At 68.7% G+C, this 24,479-nt stretch carries 20 protein-coding genes; 10 read left to right on the plus strand and 10 right to left on the minus strand.

The annotated features are described in order from the left end of the window. Positions 1–27: 27 nt before the first annotated feature. Complete coding sequence (locus RALTA_RS10390; RefSeq protein WP_012353383.1) at positions 28–1,668, plus strand: ABC transporter substrate-binding protein; 1,641 nt, start codon at positions 28–30, stop codon at positions 1,666–1,668. Between the two features lie 55 nt (positions 1,669–1,723). Here the strand turns inward: RALTA_RS10390 and RALTA_RS10395 are convergent, their stop codons facing one another. From RALTA_RS10395 to RALTA_RS10420, 6 genes are all read right to left on the minus strand, one after another. Next, positions 1,724–2,596 carry a class I SAM-dependent methyltransferase gene (locus RALTA_RS10395; protein WP_012353384.1) on the minus strand — a complete coding sequence of 291 codons (873 nt, stop codon included), beginning with the start codon at positions 2,594–2,596 and terminating at the stop codon, positions 1,724–1,726. A 55-nt stretch (positions 2,597–2,651) separates the two neighbouring features. Further along, positions 2,652–3,404, minus strand: a complete 753-nt coding sequence (locus RALTA_RS10400; RefSeq protein ID WP_012353385.1) for a tetratricopeptide repeat protein — start codon at positions 3,402–3,404, stop codon at positions 2,652–2,654. 220 nt (positions 3,405–3,624) lie between these two features. Then, positions 3,625–4,062, minus strand: a complete 438-nt coding sequence (locus RALTA_RS10405; RefSeq protein ID WP_012353386.1) for a universal stress protein — start codon at positions 4,060–4,062, stop codon at positions 3,625–3,627. A 229-nt stretch (positions 4,063–4,291) separates the two neighbouring features. Further along, on the minus strand, positions 4,292–4,795 hold the full coding sequence (locus RALTA_RS10410; RefSeq protein ID WP_012353387.1) for a DNA-deoxyinosine glycosylase: 504 nt from the start codon (positions 4,793–4,795) through the stop codon (positions 4,292–4,294). 135 nt (positions 4,796–4,930) lie between these two features. Beyond that, positions 4,931–6,832: a molecular chaperone HtpG gene (htpG, locus tag RALTA_RS10415; protein ID WP_012353388.1), complete on the minus strand. Its 1,902-nt coding sequence runs from the start codon at positions 6,830–6,832 to the stop codon at positions 4,931–4,933. Positions 6,833–6,950: 118 nt separating this feature from the next. After that, positions 6,951–8,501: an aminotransferase-like domain-containing protein gene (locus RALTA_RS10420; protein ID WP_012353389.1), complete on the minus strand. Its 1,551-nt coding sequence runs from the start codon at positions 8,499–8,501 to the stop codon at positions 6,951–6,953. An 84-nt stretch (positions 8,502–8,585) separates the two neighbouring features. On the opposite strand from RALTA_RS10420, the gene RALTA_RS10425 reads away from it, so the two are divergent. From RALTA_RS10425 to RALTA_RS10455, 7 genes are all read left to right on the plus strand, one after another. Further along, positions 8,586–9,263 carry a VOC family protein gene (locus RALTA_RS10425; protein WP_012353390.1) on the plus strand — a complete coding sequence of 226 codons (678 nt, stop codon included), beginning with the start codon at positions 8,586–8,588 and terminating at the stop codon, positions 9,261–9,263. A gap of 31 nt (positions 9,264–9,294) precedes the next feature. Continuing rightward, positions 9,295–10,008, plus strand: coding sequence for an alanyl-tRNA editing protein (locus RALTA_RS10430; RefSeq protein ID WP_012353391.1), 714 nt, complete (start codon positions 9,295–9,297; stop codon positions 10,006–10,008). Next, positions 10,005–10,667, plus strand: a complete 663-nt coding sequence (locus tag RALTA_RS10435; RefSeq protein ID WP_012353392.1) for a LysE family translocator — start codon at positions 10,005–10,007, stop codon at positions 10,665–10,667. Before RALTA_RS10430 ends, RALTA_RS10435 begins: the two co-directional genes overlap by 4 nt. A gap of 38 nt (positions 10,668–10,705) precedes the next feature. Continuing rightward, the gene (locus tag RALTA_RS10440; protein ID WP_012353393.1) at positions 10,706–11,710 is read left to right on the plus strand and encodes a DMT family transporter; all 1,005 of its coding nucleotides are present in this window, start codon (positions 10,706–10,708) and stop codon (positions 11,708–11,710) included. A gap of 11 nt (positions 11,711–11,721) precedes the next feature. Further along, a complete protein-coding gene (locus RALTA_RS10445; protein WP_012353394.1) occupies positions 11,722–12,189 on the plus strand; it encodes a RidA family protein in 468 nt (155 codons plus the stop codon). A 71-nt stretch (positions 12,190–12,260) separates the two neighbouring features. Next, positions 12,261–13,445 carry an aminotransferase-like domain-containing protein gene (locus tag RALTA_RS10450; RefSeq protein WP_012353395.1) on the plus strand — a complete coding sequence of 395 codons (1,185 nt, stop codon included), beginning with the start codon at positions 12,261–12,263 and terminating at the stop codon, positions 13,443–13,445. A 49-nt stretch (positions 13,446–13,494) separates the two neighbouring features. Further along, positions 13,495–14,139 (plus strand): glutathione S-transferase family protein, encoded by a 645-nt coding sequence (locus RALTA_RS10455; RefSeq protein ID WP_012353396.1) that lies wholly within the window; start codon positions 13,495–13,497, stop codon positions 14,137–14,139. 27 nt (positions 14,140–14,166) lie between these two features. Here the strand turns inward: RALTA_RS10455 and RALTA_RS10460 are convergent, their stop codons facing one another. Beyond that, complete coding sequence (locus RALTA_RS10460) at positions 14,167–14,817, minus strand: LysE family translocator (RefSeq protein WP_012353397.1); 651 nt, start codon at positions 14,815–14,817, stop codon at positions 14,167–14,169. Between the two features lie 414 nt (positions 14,818–15,231). On the opposite strand from RALTA_RS10460, the gene RALTA_RS10465 reads away from it, so the two are divergent. Beyond that, the gene (locus RALTA_RS10465; protein ID WP_012353398.1) at positions 15,232–16,914 is read left to right on the plus strand and encodes an L-lactate permease; all 1,683 of its coding nucleotides are present in this window, start codon (positions 15,232–15,234) and stop codon (positions 16,912–16,914) included. Between the two features lie 161 nt (positions 16,915–17,075). Continuing rightward, entirely contained in the window at positions 17,076–18,905 is a 1,830-nt protein-coding gene (locus RALTA_RS10470; RefSeq protein WP_012353399.1) for an ABC transporter ATP-binding protein, read from the plus strand. A 64-nt stretch (positions 18,906–18,969) separates the two neighbouring features. Here RALTA_RS10470 and parC read toward each other — a convergent pair whose 3' ends face one another. The 3 genes from parC to RALTA_RS10485 form a co-directional block, all read right to left on the minus strand. After that, positions 18,970–21,312: a DNA topoisomerase IV subunit A gene (gene parC, locus RALTA_RS10475; RefSeq protein ID WP_012353400.1), complete on the minus strand. Its 2,343-nt coding sequence runs from the start codon at positions 21,310–21,312 to the stop codon at positions 18,970–18,972. 78 nt (positions 21,313–21,390) lie between these two features. Next, positions 21,391–22,188 (minus strand): lytic transglycosylase domain-containing protein, encoded by a 798-nt coding sequence (locus RALTA_RS10480; RefSeq protein WP_041232164.1) that lies wholly within the window; start codon positions 22,186–22,188, stop codon positions 21,391–21,393. A 159-nt stretch (positions 22,189–22,347) separates the two neighbouring features. Next, positions 22,348–24,339: a DNA topoisomerase IV subunit B gene (locus tag RALTA_RS10485; protein ID WP_012353402.1), complete on the minus strand. Its 1,992-nt coding sequence runs from the start codon at positions 24,337–24,339 to the stop codon at positions 22,348–22,350. Positions 24,340–24,479 lie beyond the last annotated feature (140 nt).

The following is a 24,479-nucleotide window of genomic DNA, read 5'->3' on the forward strand; positions in this document are numbered from 1 at the left end:
CGCGGACCCGTACGAGGAGCCTGCCCGATGACCATGATCCACGCCCTGCCGCCGCAACGTACGCCGCGCCGCCGTGCCACCCCTGGGCGCCGCACGGTACTCCGTGCCGCCGCGGCGCTTGTCTTCGGCAGCGCCGCCTTCACCCTGCTGCCGGCCGGCGCCGCGCATGCCGAAGACTTGCGCATCGGCCTGGCGGCCGACGTCACGTCGATGGATCCGCACTGGAACAATGCCGGCCCCAACAACGCCATCGCCCTGCATGTGTTCGAGTCGCTGGTGTTCATGGACAAGAACGCCCGCTACATCCCCGGCCTGGCGCTGTCGTGGAAGCCCGTCAACGCCATCACCTGGGAAATCAAGCTGCGCCCCAACGTGAAGTGGCACGACGGCTCGCCCTTTACCAGCGAAGACGTCAAGGCCTCGCTGGAGCGTCCCGAGAAGCTGGTCAACAGCCCGGGCTCGTTCACCAGCTACACCAAGCCGATCGCGCGCATCGACACGCCCGACCCGCTCACCGTGCGCCTGACCATGAGCGTGCCGAACTACGCCAACCTGGCCAATGACCTGAACAGCGTGCCGATCATGCCGAAGAAGATCGCCGCCACGCTGACGCAGAACGATTTCGACTCGGGCAAGGCCATGATCGGCACCGGCCCGTTCAGGTTCGTGCGTTTTGCGCGCGGCCAGGAAATCGTGATGGAGCGCAACCCCGACTACTGGGGCCCGAAGCCCGAGTGGGACCGCGCGGTATTCCGCATCATCACCGACAACGGCGCGCGCAGCGCCGCGCTGCTGGCGGGCGATGTCGACGTGATCGAGAGCGTGCCCTCGGCCGACGTGGCCAAGCTCAGGCAGAACCCGAAGTTCAGGATCGAACAGCAGGTGTCGTGGCGCACCGTGTTCTGGCAGATGGACCAGTCGCGCGACAACCCGCCCTTCGTCACCGACAAGGCTGGCAAGCCGCTGGGCAAGAATCCGTTCAAGGACGCGCGCGTGCGCGCCGCCGTGAGCAAGGCGCTCAATCGCGACGCCATCGTCAGCCGCATCATGGAGGGCCTGGCGGTGCCGGCCTCGTCGATCGTGTCGCCGCAGATCTTCGGCCATCCCGGCACCAAACCCGAAGCCTACGACCCGGAAGGCGCGAAGAAGCTGCTGGCCGCGGCGGGCTACCCCGACGGTTTCGGCCTGACGCTGCATGCCACCAACAACCGCTACCTGAACGACGCCGCGGTGGCGCAGGCCACGGCCAGCATGCTGACCCGCATCGGCATCCAGACCAGGGTCGAGACCATGCCGGTGGCCGCCTACTTCACGCGCGGGCGCCAGGGCGAGTTCGCCTTCCAGATGCTGGGCTGGGGCTCGGCCGCCGCCGACGTGGCGCTGCGCTCGATCACCGGCACGCCCAATCCCAAGACCGGCTACGGCACCTGGAACTGGGGCAAGTACAGCAACCCGCAACTGGACCAGCTGATCGAGAAATCGCTGACCACCGTCAGCAGCGAGAAGGCGCGCGAGGAAAATGCCCGCGCCGCGGCAAGATTCGCGCTGGCCGACCACGCGATCATTCCGTCGCACAGCCAGCTGGCGATGTGGGCGATGAAGAAAGGACTGAAGTACGAGGCGCGCACCGACGAGTGGTCGCTGGCGCAGTTCTTTCACAAGGAGTGAAGGCGTCCGCGCGCCGGGGCCTTGCGCCTCTCTCCCGCCTGCGGAAGAGAGACGCTTAAATCCTCAACCGCTCTTCCTGCCGCGCATTCGCCGCGCGCAGCTTCTGCACCCAGTCCCGCGCCGGCAGCCCGGTGGTGTCCTCTACCACGTCGGCGCGCGCTTCGAGCACTGCCCACGACACATCGATTTCCGGCCCGTTGAAGGCCAGCGCGATGATGTTGCCGTCATGCACTTCCGGGAACACCAGCACGCGGTTGTCGAAGGCATCGCAGATGCGTTCGATGTTCTTCGGAAAGCTGTCGTGGTCGCCGAACAGGTTGATCGTCATCACGCCCGGTGCCTTCAGCGTGCGGCGGCAGGCGCGGTAGAACGCGGTGGTGTCCAGCACCGGGCCGCGCGCGGTGGCGTCGTACAGGTCGACTTGCAGCACGTCGATGGCGCCGGCGTGGGCGCCATCCATCACGTAGTCCCAGGCGTCCTGCTCGCGCACGGTCAGGCGCGCGTCGTCTTCGCGCAGGCCGAACATGCTGCGCCCGGCGACGATCACGGCGGGATTGAGCTCGACCGCGGTCACGCGCGCACGGCTGAACTGGCGATGGCAGAACTTGGTCAGCGCCGCGGCACCCAGGCCCAGCTGCACCACGTGGAATTCATCGACCGACGGCGACAGGAACAGCAGCCAGGCCATCATCTGCTGGGCGTACTCCAGCTCGATCGCGTCCGGCTTGCGCAGCCGCATCGCGCCCTGCACCCACTCGGTGCCGAAGTGCAGGTAGCGCACCCCTTCCATTTCCGAGAACGTCACCGGCGCGAAGCGCGGCGTCATGCGTTTTTCTTCACGGGCCGGCGCCTCGCCACGGGTGCGGGTGCCGCGTGCCGGACGGCGCGAGGCCACGGCTTCAATCGATTTGCGTTTCAGTAGGGTCATGTCGTCGAGGAAGGCGTTCGTCCCGCGTGGACAGCATCGGGGAACGAACGCGGATTTACTTGCCCAGCGCCGCCTGCGCGCGCTGCAGCCACTCGCGGTTGTGGTCGCGGGCGTGGCGGGGCCAGTGGCGGGCGTCGTGGATGATATCGGCATAGAGCTGTTGCGCGCGCTCGCGGTCGGCCGCGTCGGGCTGGGCCGCCAGCCAGTCGGCGAACAGGCAGCGCGGCGCGGCGTCGCTGGCGCTGGTCAGTGCCTGCTCGAAGGCGGCCCGGGTGCCGGGCGCGCCGGTCGCGGCCAGCGCGCGGGCGTACAGGAGGGCCGGCTCCGGCTGCTGGCGCGCGTGCGGATTGGCCGCGAACAGTTTCTCCAGCGTCGCCAGCGCGGCGGGCGCGTCGCCGGTGGCGAACTGCGCCTGCGCCAGGCCCTGCAGCAGCGCGGGATCGGTCGCGAACGGGCCATTGGCCGCCGCCTGGTAGTGCTGCAGCGCCTCGGCCGGCTCGCCGGCGGCCAGCAGCGCCGCGCCCAGGCGCATGCGGTGCGCGACCGTCGGGGCCCGGTCGAAATCCGAGCGGGCCTCGCGCACCGCGCGATTGGGATCGACCAGCTGCGTGATGGCGCGCGTGGCCGCGCGCGCGCCACGCGACTGGCGCAACTCGGGCAGGTAGACCGCGAAGAAATAGACCACGCTGCCCAGGCCGGGGAACAGGAACAGGATCAGCAGCCAGTACATGTTCTGGTGCGTGCGTACCGCATGCACGGCAAAGAACAGTGCGACGATGATATGGATGCTGATGCCGAAGATACGCATAGGGAGATCACCTTTGAAACCATGGCGGGCGCGCCAGCCGCCGGCATTGTGACAGAAAGGCGCGGCGGCGGTCCCGGCGCCGGCCTTGGACATGGCCAGCCAGCCGCGGACAGGCCTCAGGATGCCAGAAGCATCTCGCGCCGGCAAAAAAAGCGGCCCCGGCGGCGCCGGTTTCGCAACCGGTGCCGCCGGGGCCCGCTTCTTGCCGCGCGCCGCCGTGCTAGCGGTAGACCAGCACGGGAATCTTGCTGTGCGTCAGCACCTTCAGCGTTTCGCTGCCGATCAGCATGCCCTGGATGCCGCGCCGCCCGTGCGACGCCATCACGATCAGGTCGCAGCCCTTGTCCTCGGCAGTCTTGATGATGGCCTCGTACGGATGGTCATTGACGGCGTAGGCGGTGTCGCACGGCACACCCGCCGCGCTCGCCTCCTCGGCCCGCTCGCGCAGGTATTGCGAAGCGCCCGCCGCGGCTTCCCTGACGAACGTTTCGCGGGTGTCCTCCAGCATCTCGACCTGGTAAGTCAGCACGTGGTAGTTCGGACAGACGCGCACCGCGGTGGTACGCGCCCCCATGTCCCGCGCCAGCGCGAGCGCCTTGCGGAACGCCGATTCAGACAGGTCGGATCCATCGACCGCCAGCAGGAGATGCTTGAACATGATTGCCTCCTTGCCGGAAAACTTGCCGGCCCTGGCATTCACTTCCGGTGCATTCGCGCCAAGCGTCCGAAAGTGCGAGCCCGCAAGGCGCACAAGGAGCGGCCGTTACTCCCGGTTGGGAATATGGACCGGCCCGATTCCAGTATAGGTGCGCGATGGCTCACGGCAATCCGGAAGGCGTCACTTCCGGTCAGGCCGATCCGACCCCGCAATGCCGCCGGCAGGCGCTTCAGTCCAGCAGGCCGCGCCATAGCGCCAGCTTCTGTTCGAAGCTGCGCGCGGCATGCGCCGGGCTGGATGATGGCAGCACCACGGTCTCGTAGCCCTGCGCGGCAAACTGCGGCGCGAAGCGGCCGGAGGTGCCGCCATTGAAGCCGATGCGCCGCAGCGCCGGCGCGAGCGCGCGCAGGCGCGTGAAATCATTGGCCTGGGGATAGCGGATATTGCTGTCCAGGCTGCCCTCGCGCTGGCACGCGCCCAGCACGTCCCACACGCCGATGCGATGCGCCAGCAGCCGCACCAGCCGTTCGGCATAGGGCAGCTGCGGCAGCGGCTCGCCGGTCAGCGCGCCCAGCAGCGGCCAGAACTGGTTGCGGGGATGCGCGTAATACTGGCGCGCGGCCAGCGACGCGGCACCGGGGAAGCTGCCCAGCACCAGCACGCGGGTGTGGGCATCGATGACGGGGGGCAAGCCCTGGTGGAGGTCGGGTTGAGGCGGGGAGGTGTCGGGCATGGCAAGAACGCAGGGCCTCGCTCGGGCTGCTGACAGTGCAAAAACTGCGATTGTTGTCTCCCCTCTCCCATTTATGGGAGAGGGGCGCGGGAGAGGGGAGCAAACCCGCGGTGCGCAAGGCCGAATCGCGTCCGCTCAGGCCAGCAGCTTGTTCACGCGCTGCACGTAGGCCGCCGGGTCTTCCAGCATCCCGCCCTCGGCCAGCAGCGCCTGGTCGAACAGCACCTGCAGGCGGTCGCTGAAGGCCTCACCTTCGGGAAGGTCGCGCAGCTTCTTCACCAGCGCATGTTCCGGGTTCAGTTCGAGGATGGGCTGGGCGTCCGGCGCCTTCTGGCCGGCCTGCTTGAGCAGGCGCTGCAGGTAGCCGCTCATGTCGCCTTCGTCCGAGACCAGGCACGATGCCGATTCGGTCAGGCGCAGCGTCACGCGCACGTCCTTGGCCTTGCCGGCCAGCACGGCCCTGGCGCGCTCGATGACGTCCTTCCAGTCGGCCTCGGCCTTCTCCTGCTCGGCCTTCTCGGCTTCGTCGGCCAGCTTGCCCAGGTCGAGGTCGCCGCGCGCCACCGAGACCAGCTCCTTGCCGTCGAATTCGCGCAGGTACGACAGCATCCATTCGTCGACGCGGTCGGTCAGCAGCAGCACTTCGATGCCCTTCTTGCGGAACACCTCCAGGTGCGGGCTGTTCTTCGCGGCGGACCAGGTGTCGGCCGTCACGTAGTAGATCTTGTCCTGCCCTTCCTTCATGCGGCCGACATAGGCGGCCAGCGCCACGTTCTGCTCGGCGGTGTCGTTGTGCGTCGAGGCAAAGCGCAGCAGCTTCGCCACGCGTTCCTGGTTGGCCTGGTCTTCGCCGACGCCTTCCTTGAGTGCCTGGCCAAATTGCTGCCAGAAGGTGGCGTACTTGGCGCGCTCGGCTTCGTCCTCGCTGTCGGCCAGCGTTTCCAGCATCGACAGCACGCGCTTGGTGCAGCCCTCGCGGATCGCCTTCACATCGCGGCTCTCCTGCAGCAGTTCGCGCGACACGTTCAGCGGCAGGTCGGCGGAATCGACCACGCCCTTGACCCAGCGCAGGTAGCCCGGCAGCAGTTGCTCGGCGTCGTCCATGATGAAGACGCGCTTGACGTACAGTTTCAGGCCGGCCTTGTGGTTGCGGTCCCACAGGTCGAACGGCGCACGCGCGGGGATGTACAGCAGCTGGGTGTATTCGCTGCGGCCTTCGACGCGGTTGTGGGTCCACGCCAGCGGCGCTTCGTTGTCATGCGCGATGTGCTGGTAGAAGGCGGTGTACTGCTCGTCGGTGATGTCGGACTTGGCGCGGGTCCACAGCGCGCTGGCCTGGTTCACGCTCTCCCATTCGTCGGTGCGCTTGTAGGTGCTGGCCTCGGCGTCCCACACTTCCTTGGGCATGCGGATCGGCAGCGAGATGTGGTCCGAATACTTCTGGATGATGCTCTTCAGGCGCCACGCCGACAGGAAATCGTCCTCGCCCTCGCGCAGGTGCAGGGTGATGGTGGTGCCGCGCTCGGCGCGCGCGATGGCATCGACGGTGAACTCGCCGTCGCCGGTGCTTTCCCAGCGCACCGCTTCCTCGGCGCCCAGGCCGGCGCGGCGGGTTTCCACGGTGACCTTGTCGGCGACGATAAAGGCCGAGTAAAAGCCCACGCCGAACTGGCCGATCAGCGCGGCGTCCTTCTGCTGGTCGCCGGACAGCTGCTGGAAGAACTCCTTGGTGCCCGAGCGGGCGATGGTGCCGAGGTTGCGGATGGCCTCGTCGCGGCTCATGCCGATGCCGTTGTCGGTGATCTTCAGCGTGCGCGCCTTCGCATCGGCTTCGATGCGAATGGCCAGGTCGGCGTCGTTCTCGAGCAGGGACGGATTCGCGATCGCCTCGAAGCGCAGCTTGTCAGTGGCGTCCGAAGCATTCGAGACCAGCTCGCGCAGGAAGATTTCCTTGTTGCTGTACAGCGAGTGGATCATCAGGTGCAGCAGCTGCTTCACTTCCGCCTGGAAGCTCATCGTCTCGTGCGGTGCGGTCATGGTTCTCCTCTTGAAAACAGGCGAATCGGGATGGGTTTGGTGGCCGACGGGGCCGTGCCGGCAAAAATAGGGACGCCCGGGCCATTTTCAAGACCCGGAGCTGCGGCGGGCACGCCGGTTACAGCCGTTCGAGCTGCCGCGCCAGGAAGCGCAGCATGTCGGGATCGCTGCTGCTGGCGACGTTGAAGCGCATCCAGCCCGACGGCATCTGCGACGGCGAAAACAGGCTGCCCGGGGCAAACAGGTAGCCCTCTTCGTGGCCGGCGGTGGTAATGGCGTTGGAATCGCGCCCGGTGTCGGCCCACAGGTACATGCCCGCGTGCTGGCCCGGGAACAGGCGCAGGCCCAGCCGTTCCAGCTCGCGCCGGGTCTGGTCGCGGGCGCGGTCGAGCCGGGTGCGCACGCGCTCGACGTGCTTGCGGTAGTGCCCTTCGGTCAGCACCTTGTACAGAACCCGTTCGTTGATCTCAGGCGTGGCCAGCCCGGCCAGCAGCTTGCTGTCTGTCAGCGCCGCGGCCGTCTCCGGATGCGCCGCGACAAAGCCGACCCGCAGGTTGGCCGCCAGCGTCTTGGAGAAGCTGCCCAGGTAGATCACCCGGCGCAGCTGGTCCAGGCTGGCCAGCCGGGTGGCGGCGTGGCCGGGCGGGCACAGGTCGCAGTAGATGTCGTCCTCGACGATCAGGAAGTCGTACTGCTCGGCCAGGCGCAGCAGCTGGAACGCCTTGGCGGCCGACAGCGAGGTGCCGGTCGGGTTGTGCAGCACCGAGTTGATCACGAACAGCCTGGGCCGGTGCGCCTGCACGATGCGCTCCAGCGCCTCCAGGTCCGGGCCTTCGCCGGTGTAGGGCACGCCGATCACCTGCGCCCCCTGCGCGGCAAAGCGGCCGAACATCACGAACCACGCCGGGTCGCCCACCAGCACCGCGTCGCCGGGCTGCAGGTAAAGCCGGGCGATCAGGTCGAGCGCCTGCGTAATGCCCGAGGTCAGCACGATCTGCTCGGCGCCGGCGCGGATCTCCAGTTCTTCCAGCCGGGTACGCAGCTGCTGGCGCAGCGGCAGGAAGCCCTGCGGCGTGCCGCTGGCAAGGAAATGATTGCCGGGCTGGCGGCCGAGCCCGCGCAGCGCGCTGGCGATCAGCTCGCCGTCGAGCCAGTCGTTGGGCAGGAAGCCCAGCCCCGGCGCCTTGTGCGCCTCGGCGGTATGGAACATGCTGCGCAGCAGCCAGGTCACGTCGATATTGCGCGCCGTCGCCGCGTCGCGCGGGACCGGCGCCGCCGGCGCGGCCGGGGCCCGCTCGCGCACGTAGAAGCCCGAGCCCCGGCGCGATTCCAGGTAGCCCAGTGCCACCAGCCGCTCGTAGGCCTCGACCACGGTGAAGCGCGAGATGCCCTTCTCCTGCGCCAACTGGCGGATCGACGGCATGCGCATGCCGGCGCGGAACACGCGCTCGTCGATGCGCATGCGCGCCCATTCGGTCAGCTGCTCGACCAGCGTCATCTGCGCCGACGGCACCGGGTCCGGCAAGCGCGCGGTGGACGGCAGTACCAGCTGCAGCGCGCGCGTCGGCGCGGCGCCGGCTGGGGCTTGCGCGCCGCCTCGGCTATCCTTCTGGCGGGCCGCGGCGGCGATGTCGCCGCCGGCGTCGCCCTTGCTGGATTGGGCATCCATGTGCTGCTCCTGCAACTGTACTGAAGACGATCCGTGCAACTGTACCGGTACTGTACCGAGTACCTTGTCTACCATCAAGCCAAGATGAAGCTAGCCCTCGATCACCTCGTCGTTGCCGCCCCCGACCTGGACACCGGCACCGACTACGTTGCCGGCGTGCTGGGCATTGCGCCCCAGGGCGGCGGCGCGCATGCGGCCATGGGCACGCACAACCGCGTGCTGGGCCTGTTCGGCGGCATCTACCTGGAAGTGATCGCGATCGATCCGGACGCCGCCGCGCCGGCACGGCCGCGCTGGTTCGGCCTGGACAGCGAAGCCGTCCGGCAGCGGCTGCGCGATGGCCCGTGCCTGCTGCACTGGGCCGCGCGCGTGGAGCGGCCCGCCGACCTGAGCCGCTGGCAGGCGCAGTATCCCGACCGCATCGCCCCGGTCATCCCCATGAGCCGCGGCAGCCTGCACTGGCGCATCACCGTGCCGGCCGACGGCAGCCTGCCCGCCTGGCCCGGCGAAGCCGGCAGCGCCGGCGACGGCGCGCTGCCGAGCCTGATCCAGTGGGACGTGGCGGCCCACCCCGGCGCCAGCCTGCCGCGGCAGGACCTGGCGCTGCGCACGCTGCGCGCGCGCCATCCACGCGCCGAGCTGCTGCGCCAGGGGCTGGCCTGGCTGGGCGCCGGCCATCTGCTCGCGGTGGAGCAGGACGACGGCCCGCCCGAACTGATTGCAGAGATCGAAACCGCGCAGGGCATCCGAACCCTGCGCTAGCCGTCCCCACAACAAGCCCAAGGAGCCCCCGATGTCCGCCACCCGCAAGCGTTTCGACGAAGACCCGTATCTCGACCACTGCACCGCCACCGTGGTGGCCGCCAGCGCCGAGGGCATCGAGCTCGACGAGACCGTGTGCTATGCGCGCAGCGGCGGCCAGGCCGGCGACACCGCCACGCTGGCGCTGGCCGACGGGCGCACCGTGGCCATCGACGACACGGTCTACGCCGACGACCGCACCCGCATCCTGCACGTGCCGGCGGCCGGGGCGCCGCTGCCGCGCGTCGGCGAGCGCGTCACCGTGGCGATCGACTGGGACCGCCGCCACCGGCTGATGCGCCTGCACACCTGCCTGCACCTGCTGGGCTCGCTGATCCCGGTGCCGGTGACCGGCTGCGGCATCTCGCCGGATGCCGCGCGCATCGACTTCGACCTGCCGGAATCGACGCTCGACAAGGCCGATCTGACCGAGCGCCTGAATGCGCTGATCCGCGCCAACACCGCGGTGCGCACCACCCTGATCACGCCGCAGGAACTGGCCGCGCAGCCCGACCTGGTGCGCACCATCGGCGCCGCCCCGCCCGCGGGCACGGCCAGTATCCGCATCATCGAGATCCCCGGCGTGGACCGCCAGCCGTGCGGCGGCACGCACGTGGCCAACACCGGCGAGATCGGCGCGGTGGTGGTGACCAAAATCGAAAAGAAGAGCCGCACCAACCGGCGCGTGGCGGTGGCGTTCGCATGACGGCCAGCGGACTGCTCACGGGCCTGCTCACCGGCCTGAGCGCGGCGCAATTCGCGGCGCTGCTGACCTTGCTCACGGTCGGCCTGTTCACGCCGGGCCCCAACACGACCATTGCCGCGGTAAGCGGGGCCAACTTCGGCCTGCGCGCGACGCTGCCGCATTGCGTCGGCGTCGCCTTCGGCTTTGCCAGCATCCTGGCGCTGTGCGCGCTGGGCGTGGGCGCGCTGGTGCTGGGCCAGCCCGCGCTGGCCGCCGCGGTGCATGCGGCCGGCGTCGCCTACCTGCTGTGGCTGGCGTGGAAGATCGCGCGCAGCACGGCGCTGGCCGAAAGGCAGGTGCTGCGCCCGCTCAGCGTGTGGCAGTCGGCGGCGCTGCAGTACGCCAACATCAAGGCGTGGATGCTGGCGCTGGCGGTGGCGGCGTCGTACATGGCCGGCGCGGCGTCGCCGGTGCAGCGCGTGCTGCTGGTGTGCGGCGTGTTCGGCGTGCTGGGCTTCGTCAGCAACGGCGTCTATGGCGCGGTGGGCGCATCGCTGCGGCAATGGCTGCAGCACGGCCAGCGCGTGCGCTGGTTCAACCGGGTCATGGGCGCGGCGCTGGCCCTGACGGCGCTGTGGATTGCGCTTGGCGCCCGTCCCGGCGTGCCCGCCGCAGCGTGACCACGCGCTCGACACCCCCTACGACACAGACGCCAACCATGCCCGCCAGCCGCCCCGCTCCGCCAACGCCCATCCACTCGACCCGTCCGGCTCCTGCCGCGCCTGCCTCCGGCGGCATGCTGCTGGGCCTGATCGGCGTGGCGATCTTCAGCCAGACGCTGCCGTTCACGCGCATGGCGGTGGCGGAACTGGACCCCATCTTCGTCGCGCTGGCGCGGGCGGTGCTGGCCGCGCTGCTGGCGCTGGCACTGCTGGCCTGGCGCGGCGCGCTGCGCGCGGGCCGGCGCCCGCGCGGCCGACAATGGCCGCGGCTGGCCGTGACCGCGCTGGGCGTGGTGGCCGGCTTCCCGCTGTTTTCTTCGCTGGCCATGCGCGAGGTGCCGGCCAGCCACGGCGCCATCGTGATCGGGCTGCTGCCGCTGGCGACCGCGGTGTTCGCCGCGTGGTTCGGGCGCGAGCGGCCGTCGCCGGCGTTCTGGCTGTCGGCGCTGGCCGGCAGCGCGCTGGTGGTCGGCTTTGCGGTGTGGCAGGGCGCCGGCGGCCTGCAGCATGCCGACTGGTTCCTGTTCGGTGCGGTGCTGCTGGGGGCACTGGGCTATGCCGAGGGCGGCAAGCTGTCGCGCGAGCTGGGCGGGCTGGAAACCATCAGTTGGGCGCTGGTGGTATCGCTGCCGGTGCTGGTGCCGGTGGTGGCCTGGCTGACGCTGCGCGACCTGCCGGCGATTGCCGCGGCATCGCCGCGGGCCTGGGGTGGCATGGCCTATGTTTCGGTGTTCTCGATGTTCGTGGGCTTCCTTTTCTGGTACGCCGGCCTGGCAAAAGGCGGCGTGGCCCGCGTCGGCCAGATACAATTGCTGCAGCCGTTCCTGACGCTGGCGGGCGGCGCGCTGATCCTGTCCGAGCCGCTCGACGCTGCCACCATCGCCTTCGCGGTGGCGGTGATTGCCGTCGTGGCCCTGGGCCGCCGCGCCGCCGTGCAGCAATCCGCACCTGCCGCACCTGCGCCGGAACCCTCACCGATCCTTCCCGGACGCATTCACTGACTGGAGCCTACATGTCCCAAACCTCGGTCTACGACACCCTTGCCCGCCTCGGCATCGAACTGCCGGCCGTCAGCGCCCCCGCCGCCGCCTACGTGATGGCCGCGCAGACCGGCAACACCGTGTTCCTGTCCGGCCATATCGCGCGCAAGGACGGCAAGGTATGGACCGGCAAGCTGGGCCAGGACATCGACACCGACACCGGCAAGGCGGCCGCCCGCGCCGTCGCCATCGACCTGCTGGCGACGCTGCATGCGCATGTCGGCGACCTGAACCGCGTCACCCGCATCGTCAAGGTGATGAGCCTGGTCAATTCGACTACCGACTTCACCGAGCAGCACCTGGTCACCAACGGCGCCTCCGAGCTGCTGGCCGAAGTCTTCGGCGACAAGGGCAAGCACGCGCGCAGCGCGTTCGGCGTGGCGCAGGTGCCGCTGGGCGCGTGCGTCGAGATCGAACTGATCGCCGAAGTGCAGGGCTGAAGCGTTATCGTTGACTGAGCGGCCGTTGCCGTGCCGCTCTCCCAAGAATCACCGCAGACAAGAGACACATCATGAAATGGGCCATTTCCCGCCGGGCGCAGCAACTCACCAGCTCGGCCATCCGCGAAATCCTGAAGGTCACCGAGCGTCCGGAGGTCATTTCGTTCGCCGGCGGCCTGCCGTCGCCGGCGTCGTTCCCGGTAGCGGCGATGGAAGCCGCAACGGCCCGCGTCTTCGCCGACAACCCGCAGGCGGCGCTGCAATACGCCGCGACCGAAGGCTACCTGCCGCTGCGCGAGTTCGTCGCCCGGCGCCATGACGTGGCGGTCGAGCGCGTGCTGATCACCACCGGCTCGCAGCAGGCGCTGGACCTGATCGCCAAGGTGATGATCGACCCGGGCAGCAAGGTGATGGTGGAAACCCCCAGCTACCTCGGCGCGCTGCAGGCGTTCTCGCTGTTCGAGCCGGAATTCGTCTCGATCCCCAGCGACGACAAGGGCCTGCTGCCCGAGGCGCTGACGCCCGCGCTGACCGCCGGCGCGCGCTTCCTGTACGCGCTGCCCAACTTCCAGAACCCGACCGGGCGCCGCCTGCCGCTGGAGCGCCGCCAGGCGCTGGTGGCGCGCGCGCAGGAACTGGGCGTGCTGCTGGTCGAGGACGATCCGTACGGCGCGCTCAGCTACACCGGCGACCAGCTGCCGAGCCTGCTGTCGATGAACCCCGACGGCGTGATCTACATGGGCTCGTTCTCGAAGGTGCTGGCCCCCGGCATGCGCCTGGGCTACGTGATCGCCCCGCCCGAGCTGCACTTCAAGCTGTGCCAGGCCAAGCAGGCCTCGGACCTGCACACGCCCACCTTCACCCAGCGCGTGGCCTACGAGACCGTGCGCGACGGCCTGCTCGACACCCACATCCCGACCATCCGCGAGCTCTACGGCAAGCAGTGCCAGACCATGCTGGACGCGCTCGCGCGCCACATGCCCGAAGGCGTCAGCTGGAACACGCCCGAAGGCGGCATGTTCATCTGGATGGAGCTGCCCGAGGGGCTGGACAGCATGGTGATCCTGGAAGAAGCGGTCAGGCGCAACGTCGCCTACGTGCCGGGCGCGCCGTTCTACGCCAACAACCCGAAGCGCAACGCGCTGCGCCTGGCCTTTGTCACGGTGCCGGCGGAGCGCATCGAACAGGGCGTGGCCATCCTCGGCGAGCTGTTCCGCGAAGCCATCGCCGCGGCGCGCCAGCCGCGCGCGGCCTGAAGCCACGGATAAACGGATAAACGCGGGCGCACCTGACTTGGGAGACGACATGTTGCGTATCTGGGGCCGGCTTTCCTCCATCAACGTGCAGAAGGTGGTCTGGTGCGCGCGCGAGCTGCACCTGGACCATGAGCGCGTCGATATCGGCGTGACCAAGGGCGACCTCGACACCGAGGCCTACGTGCGCCTGAACCCTAACCGCCAGATCCCGGTGATCGAGGATTTCCGCGGCACGGATGTCGGCGGCGAGCCGTTCGTGCTGTGGGAGTCCAATGCGATCGTGCGCTACCTGTGCGCGCGCTACGGCGAAGGCACGCTGTGGCCGGAGGACGTCAAGGCGCGGGCCTCGGCTGACCGCTGGATGGACTGGCAGACCACCGCCTTCAGCCCGGCGATGGTGACGGCGTTCCTGAACCTGGTGCGCAAGCCCGAAGCCGAGCGCGACCCGGCCGCCATCGAGGCCTCTTGCGAGCGCACCGAGCCGCTGGCCGCGCTGCTGGACAAGGCGCTGGCCGGGCGCGAGTTCATCGGCGGCGACCGCTTCACCATGGCCGACATCTCGCTGGCCTGCGCCGCGCACCGCTGGATGGGGCTGCCGCGCCAGCACCAGCCGCGCCCCGAGCTGGAGCGCTGGCTCAGCGCCATGCGCGCCCGCCCCGCCGCGGGCGGCATCCTGGAACTGCCGCTGCGCTGAGCCGCGGCAGTTTCTTTACCCGCCCTCCTACTTCGGCGCGCGCGAACCCGACGCGGCCGTGAATACCCCCAGCCCGATAAAGGCCGCGCCGGTCAGGTAGCGGCCCAGCGCGCGCGCCCGGCCGGCGCGGCGCAGCGCCGGCATCACCGCGGCGGCGGCCATCACGTAGCACGCGTCCGTGGTCGCGGCAATCAGCACGAAGGCCACGCCCAGCGCCAGGCTCTGCGCCAGCGCCGAGCCCGCCGGGTTCATGAACTGCGGCAGGAAGGCCGCGAAGAAGATCGCGGTCTTGGGGTTGAGCAGCGCCACCACGAAGCCGTCGCGCACCACCTGGCGCAGGCTGCGCGGCGACACCTCGGGGGCGCCGCCATCGGCCCCGCCACCGCCGCGCAAGGCTCGCACACCGAGCCAGATCAAGTACGCCGCCCCGGCGTACTTGACCACCGTAAAGGCCAGCGCCGACACCGAGAACAGCACCGCCAGCCCCAGCGAGGCCCCGATGGCATTGCCGAGGTTGCCCAGCGCCACCGCGCCGATCGACGCCAGGCCGGCCTGCCGTCCCTGCGCCAGCGTGCGGGTGACGATATAGACCACGGCCGGACCTGGCGTGATCGCCAGCGCCAGGCTGGCCACCACGAATGCCGTCAGCAGCGGCCACGGCGGGAGCAATTCAGTCATGGGAACCTCGCCTCGAAGTGGGATGGCGCCGGCGGTGTGCCGGCGCGCTGGCCGCCAGTATGGCGCCATGGCCCCGCCCGCGCCAGCGGCACAGCAATCGTCGCCAGCCCCAGTCATGCGTGAACGTGGCTGGCTTGCAGACTTTTGCAACGGGCGCCGTTTAGAGTACTCTGGCCGGTGTGCCGCAAGGGCCCCATGTGCGCCGTCATGCTCCTCGGGGCAAACCCTGATCCCTGAATGTGGCTCATCGCGATCATGACGCGATGTACGGCAGCTGCGGGCGGGCGCTTTTTTAAAATCCTTGTTCTTTGCCGGCGCGGCGGATGCCGCACGCCGGTGCAAAGCGCAGGCGGGAGTTCCAGGGCACGCAGATCGCCCGGGCGCCCGAGCCAAAACCAGAGGAGGATTTCGATCGTGTGGAGTCAAGTCTATGACCCGCTAGGCAATATGGCGCTGTCGACCATTGCCGCGGGCATTCCCGTCGCCGTGCTGCTGGCAGCGCTGGCGTTCTTTCATATGCAGGCGCACCTGGCGGCGGGCCTGGCGCTGCTGATCGGCATCGTGGTGGCCTCGACCGTGTTCGGCATGCCGGCGGCAATGGCCGGCAAGGCGGCGGGCCTTGGCATCGTGTCGGGACTGTTCCCGATCGGCTGGATCGTGCTGAACATCATCTTCCTGCACCGGCTCACGACGCTGAACGGATCGTTCAAGGTCTTGCAGAACTCGATCTCGGGGATCACCGAAGACCGCCGCCTGCAGCTGCTGCTGGTGGCGTTCAGCTTCGGCGCCTTCTTCGAGGGCGCGGCCGGCTTCGGCACGCCGGTGGCCGTGACCGGCGCGATCCTGATCGGTTTGGGCTTCTCGCCGCTGGCGGCCTCGGGCCTGGCGCTGATCGCCAACACCGCGCCGGTGGCGTACGGCGCGCTGGGCGCACCGATCATTGGCCTCGCGTCGGTGACCGGGCTGGACCTGCTCGACCTGTCGGCGATGATCGGGCGCCAGCTGCCGTTCTTCTCGGTGATCGTGCCGTTCTGGCTGATCTGGGCCTTCGCCGGCTTCCGCGGCATGCTGGCGATCTGGCCGGCGATCCTGGTGGCGGGCGTGAGCTTCGCCGTCCCGCAATACCTGGTGTCGAACTTCCACGGTCCCTGGCTGGTGGACGTGATCGCCGCGCTGGTGTCGATGGGCGCGCTGACGCTGTTCCTGAAGGTCTGGCATCCGAAGGAGATCTGGACCTCGACCAAGATCCTCGGCCGCCACGACGACTCCAAGGTCGACCACCCGGAAGCGCTGGAAGCCGACGCCCGCGCCAGCGCCGCCTCGGCCGGCATCTCGGTGGCCAAGGCGTGGATGCCGTGGGTGATCCTGACGGTGTTCGTCTTCGTCTGGGGCATCCCCGAGTTCAAGAAGCTGATGGATAGCCTGTGGGCCTGGAAATTCCCGGTGCCGGGCCTCGACAAGGCCATCGTCAAGGTGCCGCCGGTGGTGCCCAAGGAAGTCATCGAAGGCGCCGTGTTCAACTTCAATGTGCTGTCGATGGCCGGCACCGGCATCTTCGTCTCGGCCATCGCCGGCGGCCTGCTGATGGGCTACTCGGTGCCGCGGCTGTTCAAGGAGTACTGGGAAACCATCAAGCTGGTGCGCTACTCGCTGCTGACCATCTGCGCGATGTTCGGCGTCGGCTACCTGACCCGCTACTCGGGCCTCGATGCCACGCTGGGCCTGGCCTTTGCGCACACCGGCGTGTTCTACCCGCTGTTCGGCACCATGCTGGGCTGGCTGGGCGTGGCGCTGACCGGCTCGGACACCGCCTCGAACGTGCTGTTCGGCGGCCTGCAGAAGACCACCGCCGAGCAGCTGGGCCTGTCGCCGGTGCTGATGGCATCGGCCAACAGCTCGGGCGGCGTGATGGGCAAGATGATCGACGCGCAGTCCATCGTGGTCGCCTCGACGGCGACCAAGTGGTACGGCCACGAAGGCGACATCCTGCGCTACGTGTTCTTCCACTCGATCGTGCTGGCGATCCTGGTGGGCCTGTTCGTGACGCTGCAGGCCTATGTGCCGCCGTTCACGCATATGGTGATCCATCACCCCTGACGCCGCGGCGGTTTTCGCAGCGCGTATCAGACAAGGCCCCGCCCCTGGCGGGGCTTTTCCGTTGGGCAAGGCGCGTATCATGTTGCGTCTGATCCGCCGCAAGCGCCCGGCATCCCACCAGGACGAGCAGGCGTGCCGTGGCACACAACGGGAACCCCGCCATGTTGCGTCGCCTGGAAAGACTGATCGACCCCTTCCGTCACATGCCCGACCGCGAGCCGCCGGGCCAGGTGCTGCGCTTCTACACGTGGTACCTGCGCGAAGTCTGGGGCGTGTTCGTGCTGCTGTTGCTGGTGGGCCTGGTCGGCGCGCTGATCGAGGTGGCGCTGTTCAGCTTTCTCGGCCGGCTGGTCGACATGGCGCAGACCACGCCCGGTGCCGAGTTCTTCAGCCGGCACCGCAACGAACTGGTGTGGATGGCAGTGGTGGCGGTGCTGCTGCGGCCCATCTTCTTCGGCCTGCACGATGTGCTGGTGCACCAGGTGATCAGCCCCAGCCTGTCCAACCTGATCCGCTGGCAGAACCACCGCTACGTGCTCAAGCAGAGCCTGTCGTTCTTCCAGAACGACTTTGCCGGGCGCATCGCCCAGCGCATTATGCAAACCGGCTTCTCGCTGCGCGACTCCGCGGTGCAGGCGGTCGACGCGCTGTGGCACGTGGCGATCTACGCGGTCAGCTCGCTGGTGCTGTTCGCGCAGGCCGACTGGCGCCTGATGATCCCGCTGCTGCTGTGGATCGTCTGCTACGTGGCCGCGCTGCTGTACTTCGTGCCGCGCGTGAAGCAGCGCTCGGTGATCGCCACCGAATCGCGCTCGCGGCTGATGGGGCGCATCGTCGACGGCTACACCAATATCACCACGCTCAAGCTGTTCGCACATACCCGGCAGGAAGAAGACTACGCGCGCGACGCCATGGCCGAGCAGACCGAGAAGACGCGGCAGGCCGGGCGCATGGTCAGCGGCATGGACGTCACCATCACCGCGATGAACGGCGCGCTGATCGCCGGCACCACGGGGCTGGCGGTGTGGCTGTGGAGCACCGGCCATGTCACCACCGGCGCGATCGCGCTGACCACCGGGCTGGTGATCCGCATCAACAATATGTCGGGCTGGATCATGTGGGTGGTCAACGGCATCTTCGAGAACGTCGGGCAGGTGCAGGACGGCATGAAGACCATCGCGGTGCCGCGCCAGGTCACCGACCGCGCCAATGCCCAGCCGCTGCGCGTGACGCAGGGCGAAGTGCGCTTCGAAGGGGTCGGGTTCCACTACGGCAAGGGCTCGGGCGTGATCGAGGGCGTCAACCTGACCGTGCACCCCGGCGAGAAGATCGGCCTGGTCGGCCCGTCCGGCGCCGGCAAGTCGACGCTTGTCAACCTGCTGCTGCGGCTCTATGACGTGGAAAGCGGCCGCATCCTGATCGACGGGCAGGACATCGCCGGTGTCACGCAAGAGAGCCTGCGCGCGCAGATCGGCATGGTGACGCAGGACACCTCGCTGCTGCACCGCTCGATACGCGAGAACCTGCTGTACGGCAAACCCTCCAGCACCGAGGCGGACCTCGCCGCAGCGCTGCACGGCGCCCGCGCGGACGAGTTCATTCCCAACCTGGTCGATGCCCATGGCAATACCGGCCTGGAGGCGCAGGTCGGCGAACGCGGCGTAAAGCTGTCAGGCGGCCAGCGCCAGCGCATCGCGATCGCGCGGGTGCTGCTCAAGAACGCGCCGATCCTGATCCTGGACGAGGCCACGTCGGCGCTGGACTCCGAAGTGGAAGCCGCGATCCAGGACAGCCTGGAAACGCTGATGCAGGGCAAGACGGTGATCGCCATCGCGCACCGCCTGTCAACGATCGCGCGCATGGACCGGCTGGTGGTGCTGGACAACGGGCATATCGTGGAGAGCGGCACGCATGCGGAATTGCTCGCGCATGGGGGGCTGTATGCGCGACTGTGGGCGCATCAGACGGGAGGGTTCGTGGGGGTCGACTGACCCGCTTGTTTGATTCCCTCTCCCGCTTGCGGAAGAGGGAAGCAAACACTGGCTACGGCGAAACTCAGTTGCCGCCGCCGGCCGGCTCCACCCGCACCGGATCGATCCTCGGCTCCTTCAGTTTCGCCTCGAGCTGCTTGCCCTTGCGCGCACGCTTGCCGACGTACGGCAGCAGCGACTGCCCGGCCAGCTTCTGCGACGACGGCTTGCCGCCGCGGCCAGCGCCGGACAGCACCAGCCCCGGCGCACCCACGGCAACCGCTTGCAGCAGTTTCTCCTTGGGCTCAAGCTCCATCAGGATCACGCCGCGGCCGCCGGCGGACAGCACCTTGACTTCCTCCAGCGCCACCAACAGCAGGCGGCCGTTGCCGGACAGGCAGGCCGCATGGGTGGCCTCTTCGCCGATCGGTGCCGGCGCCAGCGGAGCATCGCCGTCGTCCAGCGTCAGGAACGACTTGCCGCCCTTCTGCCGGCCGGTCATGTCACCCACCGTGGTCTGGAAGCCGTTACCGTTCGCGGTGGCAATCAGCACGCGCTGGCTGGCGTTGCCGGCAAAGGTGTGCGCCACCTGGCTGCCGGACTGCAGCTCGATCAGCGTGGTGATGGGCACCCCGTCGCCGCGCCCGCCCGGCAGGCTGGAGACCGGCACGGAATAGACGCGGCCGTTGGTGCCGAACACCAGCAGCACGTCGACGGTGCGGCAGTCGAAGGTGTTGTAGAGCGCATCGCCTGCCTTGAAGGTGAACTGCTGCGGGTCGTGGCCGTGGCCCTGGCGCGTGCGCACCCAGCCCTTCTGCGACATCACTACCGTCACCGGCTCGTCGATCACGCGCACCTCGGCCGCGGCGCGGCGCTCTTCCTGGATCAGCGTGCGGCGCGGGTCCTTGTCTTCCGGGCTGTACTGCTTGGCGTCGGTCTCGATCTCCTTGATGATGCGACGGCGCATCATGGTCTCGGACTTGAGCAGCACGTCCAGGTCGGCCTGCTCTTCGCGCAGCTCCTTCAGTTCCTTCTCGATCCGGATCGCTTCCAGGCGCGCCAGCTGGCGCAGCCGGATTTCCAGGATGTCTTCGGCCTGGCGGTCGCTCAGGCCGAAGGCCTCGACCAGCGCCGGCTTGGGCTCGTCGCTCTCGCGGATGATGCGGATCACCTCATCGATATTGAGCAGCACCAGCATCCGGCCTTCGAGGATGTGGATGCGGTCCTCGACCTTGCCCAGGCGATGGCGGGTGCGGCGCGTGACGGTATCGAAGCGGAACGCGATCCACTCGCCCAGGATCTCGCGCAGGCCCTTCTGGCGCGGACGGCCATCGGTGCCGATCATCACCAGGTTGATCGGTGCACCGGATTCCAGGCTGGTATGCGCCAGCAGCGTCTGGATGAACTCCTGCTGGTCGATGTTCTTGCTCTTGGGCTCGAACACCAGCCGCACCGGCGCGTCCTTGCCGGACTCGTCGCGCACCGCGTCGAGCACGGCCAGCACGGTGGCCTTGAGCTGCTGCTGGTCCGGCGTCAGCGCCTTCTTGCCGGTCTTGATCTTGGGGTTGGTGATTTCCTCGATCTCTTCCAGCACCTTCTGCGCCGAGGTATTCGGCGGCAGCTCGGTCACCACCAGCTGCCACTGGCCGCGCGCCATTTCCTCGATGGTCCAGCGCGCGCGCACCTTCAGGCTGCCGCGGCCGTTCTCGTAGATCTGGGCAATGTCCGCCGCCGGCGAGATGATCTGGCCGCCGCCGGGATAGTCCGGCCCCGGCATCAGCGCCAGCAGCTCGGCCAGCGCGATGTTCGGGTTGCGGATCATCGCCACGGTGGCGGCGGCGACCTCGCGCAGGTTGTGCGGCGGGATCTCGGTGGCCATGCCCACCGCGATGCCCGAGGCGCCGTTGAGCAGCACGAACGGCAGCCGCGCCGGCAACAGCTTCGGCTCCTGCATCGAGCCGTCGTAGTTGGGGATGAAGTCGACCGTGCCTTCGTCGATCTCGTCGAGCAGCAGCCGCGAGATCGGCGTCAGGCGCGCTTCGGTGTAGCGCATCGCCGCGGCGCCGTCGCCATCGCGCGAGCCGAAGTTGCCCTGGCCGTCGATCAGCGGGTAGCGCAGCGAAAAGTCCTGCGCCAGCCGCACCAGCGCGTCATAGGCGGACTGGTCGCCGTGCGGGTGGAACTTGCCCAGCACGTCGCCGACCACGCGCGCGGACTTGACCGGCTTGGCGTCGGCGCGCAGGCCCATCTCGTGCATCGCGAACAGGATGCGCCGCTGCACCGGCTTCTGGCCGTCGGCCACCTCGGGCAGCGCGCGGCCCTTGACCACGCTGACGGCGTAGTCGAGGTAGGCGCGCTCGGCGTAGCGGGCCAGCGTCAGCGAATCGGCCGGCTCTTCAGGTTGAAACGTGATGTCTTGTTGTTCCATGGATAGGCAAGGATTCGGCGCGCCGCGCGTCGGACCACGACGGCCGGCGCACCGGTTGCTTGTGATTCTTGGTGCCGGTCAGGGCATGGGCCGGCGCGCGCCGATCACCATCTTCACGCGCGGGCCGTCGTCGCCACCGGCGCTGGCGCGCTTGAGCACCACGCCCTGCTGCGGCTGGTACAGCCGGTAGAACTGCAGCACGGTGCTGACATACTGCCGCGTCTCCGGATAGGGCGGGATGCGGTTGTTGTAGCGCTGCACCGCGCCCTCGCCTGCGTTGTACGCCGCCAGCACCAGCTCGAGGTTGTCGGGGAACTGCTGCATCAGCCAGCTCAGGTAGCGCACCCCGGCGGTGATGTTGGTGCGCGGATCGGCCAGCTTCTGCTCGATGGTGCGGCGCGCATCGGCGCTGACGCCAAAGCGCGCGCCGGTATCGGGAATCACCTGCATCAGGCCGATCGCGCCCTTGGGCGACACCGCCGCCGGGTTGAAGCCGGACTCGACCGCCATCACCGCCTTGACCAGCGCGGGATCGACATCCTGCTTGCCGGCGATCTGGTGGATCAGCGGCTCGACGGTCTTGATATTGGGATGGTTGAGCACGTAGCGGTACAGCTTGTGCTGCTCGAGGTCGATGTCGCCGCCAACCGCCTGCGCCTGCCGCGCGGCCAGGCGCCCGGTGTCGAGCCTGCCGCCGTCCTTCATGAACAGCTGGTAGCGCGCGTCGAGCTTCTTGTCGGCGAAGTGCGCCACGCCGTCGGCATCGATAAAGCCCCACAGCTCGGCATGCGCCGCCGGCACGCAGGCGAGCCCGGCCAGCGCCAGCAGCGTGGCTGCCAGGTTGCGCCTGAGTTTGCCGGAGGGTCTCATCGTCATCGTGGGTTCCTTCTGGTGAGCACCTTGCCAAAATCTACTGTCATTCCCGCGCAGGCGGGAATCCAGCGTCTTCAAAGTCGCTGGGTCCCCGCTTCCGCGGGGACGGCGTGCAAGCGAACTGGGCGATTATCTACCCAATCGCCGGCCGGCGCTCCCCAATCAGATATCGGCCTCGACCTCGTTGCCCTTCTCTTCCAGCCAGCTGCGGCGCTGGGCGGCTTCGCCCTTGCCCATCAGCATGTTCATCATCTCGACGGTCTGCGGCAGGTCGTATTCGCCCAGCGTCACGGGCAGCAGGCGCCGCGTGTCGGGGTTCATGGTGGTTTCCCACAGCTGCTCGGCGCTCATCTCGCCCAGGCCCTTGAAGCGCGAGATCTGCCACGAATTTTCCTTGACGCCGTCCTTGAGCAGCTTGTCCTGGATGGCTTCGAGCTCGCCTTCGTCCAGCGCGTACAGCTTCTGCGCCGGCTTCTTGCCGCGCGCCGGGGCATCGACGCGGAACAGCGGCGGACGCGCCACATAGACGTTGCCGGTCTCGATCAGCTTGGGGAAATGCCGGAAGAACAGCGTCAGCAGCAGCACCTGGATATGCGCGCCGTCGACGTCGGCGTCGGACAGGATGCAGATCTTGCCGTAGCGCAGGTTGGACAGGTCCGGCTCGTCGTTGGCGCCGTGCGGGTCGACGCCGATCGCCACGGCGATATCGTGCACCTCGTTGTTGGCGAAGAGGCGGTCGCGCTCGGTCTCCCAGGTGTTGAGCACCTTGCCGCGCAGCGGCAGGATGGCCTGGAATTCCTTGTCGCGGCCCATCTTGGCCGAGCCGCCGGCGGAGTCGCCCTCGACCAGGAACAGCTCGTTGCGGGTCACGTCGGTGGACTCGCAGTCGGTCAGCTTGCCGGGCAGCACGGCCACGCCGGAGCCCTTCTTCTTCTCGACCTTCTGCGCCGCGCGCGTGCGCGCCTGGGCCTGGCGGATCACCAGCTCGGCCAGCTTCTTGCCGTACTCGACATGGTGGTTCAGCCACAGCTCCAGCGCCGGGCGGCTGAAGGTGGACACCAGCCGCACCGCGTCGCGGCTGTTCAGGCGCTCCTTGATCTGGCCCTGGAACTGCGGGTCCAGCACCTTGGCCGACAGCACGAACGAGGCGCGCGCGAACACGTCCTCGCTCATCAGCTTGACGCCCTTGGGCTGCAGCGCGTGCATCTCGATAAAGCTCTTGACCGCCTGGAACAGGCCTTCGCGCAGGCCAGATTCATGCGTGCCGCCGGCCGGCGTGGGGATCAGGTTGACGTAGGACTCGCGCACCGGGGCGCCGTCCTCGGTCCAGGCCACCACCCACGACGCGCCCTCGCCGTCGGCAAAGCCTTCCTCGCCGGGGTTGGCGTCGGGGTCGGCAAAGTGCTCACCCTCGAACATCGGGATCACCAGCTCGGCGCCGCTGCCCTGCGCCAGCGCCTCGACCAGGTAGCCCTTCAGGCCCTGGTCGTACTGCCAGGTCTGGCGCTCGCCGGTCTTCTCGGTCACCAGCGTGACCTTGACGCCCGGCAGCAGCACCGCCTTGCTGCGCAGCAGGCGCTGCAGCTCGGCCAGCGGGATCGCGGCCGAATCGAAATACCTGGCGTCCGGCCACACCTGCACGCGCGTGCCGTTCTTCTTCTCGCCGCGCTCGAGCTTGCGCGAGGCCAGCGGCACGGTCACGTCGCCGCCCGAGAAGGTCAGCGTCGAGCACATGCCGTCGCGCCACACGGTCACGTCCAGCTGCGTCGACAGTGCGTTGGTTACGGACACGCCGACGCCGTGCAGGCCGCCGGAGAAGGCATAGGCGCCGCCCTTGCCCTTGTCGAACTTGCCGCCGGCATGCAGCCGGGTAAAGACGATCTCGACCACGGGCACGCCCTCTTCCGGGTGGATCCCCACCGGGATGCCGCGGCCGTCGTCTTCCACGCTGAGGCTGCCGTCGCGATGCAGGGTCACCAGGATCTCGGAGCCGTGGCCGCCGAGGGCCTCGTCCGAGGCATTGTCGATCACCTCCTGCACGATATGCAGGGGGTTGTCGGTCCGGGTGTACATGCCGGGGCGCTGCTTGACCGGCTCCAGGCCCTTCAGGACCCGGATGGAAGATTCGCTGTACTGACTGGTTTTGCTCGCCATGGAGTCGCTACGAAAGTGATGGTCCCGGCTGCCGCGAGGCGCACAACTGTGCACGCGCCGGGGCACCGGGCACTGCATTGTAATGGAAGCGCGCGACGCCAATCCCGCAGAAAAAGCGCGCCTGCCCCGCGGCCCGGGCC

This window comes from Cupriavidus taiwanensis LMG 19424 (assembly GCF_000069785.1).
GTDB lineage: Bacteria > Pseudomonadota > Gammaproteobacteria > Burkholderiales > Burkholderiaceae > Cupriavidus > Cupriavidus taiwanensis.

Excerpts from the sequence above, each read along its gene's own strand:
- RALTA_RS10390 (WP_012353383.1), top strand. The coding sequence starts at position 28 with ATGACCATGATCCACGCCCTGCCGCCGCAACGTACGCCGCGCCGCCGT.
- RALTA_RS10395 (WP_012353384.1), bottom strand. The coding sequence starts at position 2,596 with ATGACCCTACTGAAACGCAAATCGATTGAAGCCGTGGCCTCGCGCCGT.
- RALTA_RS10400 (WP_012353385.1), bottom strand. The coding sequence starts at position 3,404 with ATGCGTATCTTCGGCATCAGCATCCATATCATCGTCGCACTGTTCTTT.
- RALTA_RS10405 (WP_012353386.1), bottom strand. The coding sequence starts at position 4,062 with ATGTTCAAGCATCTCCTGCTGGCGGTCGATGGATCCGACCTGTCTGAA.
- RALTA_RS10410 (WP_012353387.1), bottom strand. The coding sequence starts at position 4,795 with ATGCCCGACACCTCCCCGCCTCAACCCGACCTCCACCAGGGCTTGCCC.
- htpG (WP_012353388.1), bottom strand. The coding sequence starts at position 6,832 with ATGACCGCACCGCACGAGACGATGAGCTTCCAGGCGGAAGTGAAGCAG.
- RALTA_RS10420 (WP_012353389.1), bottom strand. The coding sequence starts at position 8,501 with ATGGATGCCCAATCCAGCAAGGGCGACGCCGGCGGCGACATCGCCGCC.
- RALTA_RS10425 (WP_012353390.1), top strand. The coding sequence starts at position 8,586 with ATGAAGCTAGCCCTCGATCACCTCGTCGTTGCCGCCCCCGACCTGGAC.
- RALTA_RS10430 (WP_012353391.1), top strand. The coding sequence starts at position 9,295 with ATGTCCGCCACCCGCAAGCGTTTCGACGAAGACCCGTATCTCGACCAC.
- RALTA_RS10435 (WP_012353392.1), top strand. The coding sequence starts at position 10,005 with ATGACGGCCAGCGGACTGCTCACGGGCCTGCTCACCGGCCTGAGCGCG.
- RALTA_RS10440 (WP_012353393.1), top strand. The coding sequence starts at position 10,706 with ATGCCCGCCAGCCGCCCCGCTCCGCCAACGCCCATCCACTCGACCCGT.
- RALTA_RS10445 (WP_012353394.1), top strand. The coding sequence starts at position 11,722 with ATGTCCCAAACCTCGGTCTACGACACCCTTGCCCGCCTCGGCATCGAA.
- RALTA_RS10450 (WP_012353395.1), top strand. The coding sequence starts at position 12,261 with ATGAAATGGGCCATTTCCCGCCGGGCGCAGCAACTCACCAGCTCGGCC.
- RALTA_RS10455 (WP_012353396.1), top strand. The coding sequence starts at position 13,495 with ATGTTGCGTATCTGGGGCCGGCTTTCCTCCATCAACGTGCAGAAGGTG.
- RALTA_RS10460 (WP_012353397.1), bottom strand. The coding sequence starts at position 14,817 with ATGACTGAATTGCTCCCGCCGTGGCCGCTGCTGACGGCATTCGTGGTG.
- RALTA_RS10470 (WP_012353399.1), top strand. The coding sequence starts at position 17,076 with ATGTTGCGTCGCCTGGAAAGACTGATCGACCCCTTCCGTCACATGCCC.
- parC (WP_012353400.1), bottom strand. The coding sequence starts at position 21,312 with ATGGAACAACAAGACATCACGTTTCAACCTGAAGAGCCGGCCGATTCG.
- RALTA_RS10480 (WP_041232164.1), bottom strand. The coding sequence starts at position 22,188 with ATGACGATGAGACCCTCCGGCAAACTCAGGCGCAACCTGGCAGCCACG.
- RALTA_RS10485 (WP_012353402.1), bottom strand. The coding sequence starts at position 24,339 with ATGGCGAGCAAAACCAGTCAGTACAGCGAATCTTCCATCCGGGTCCTG.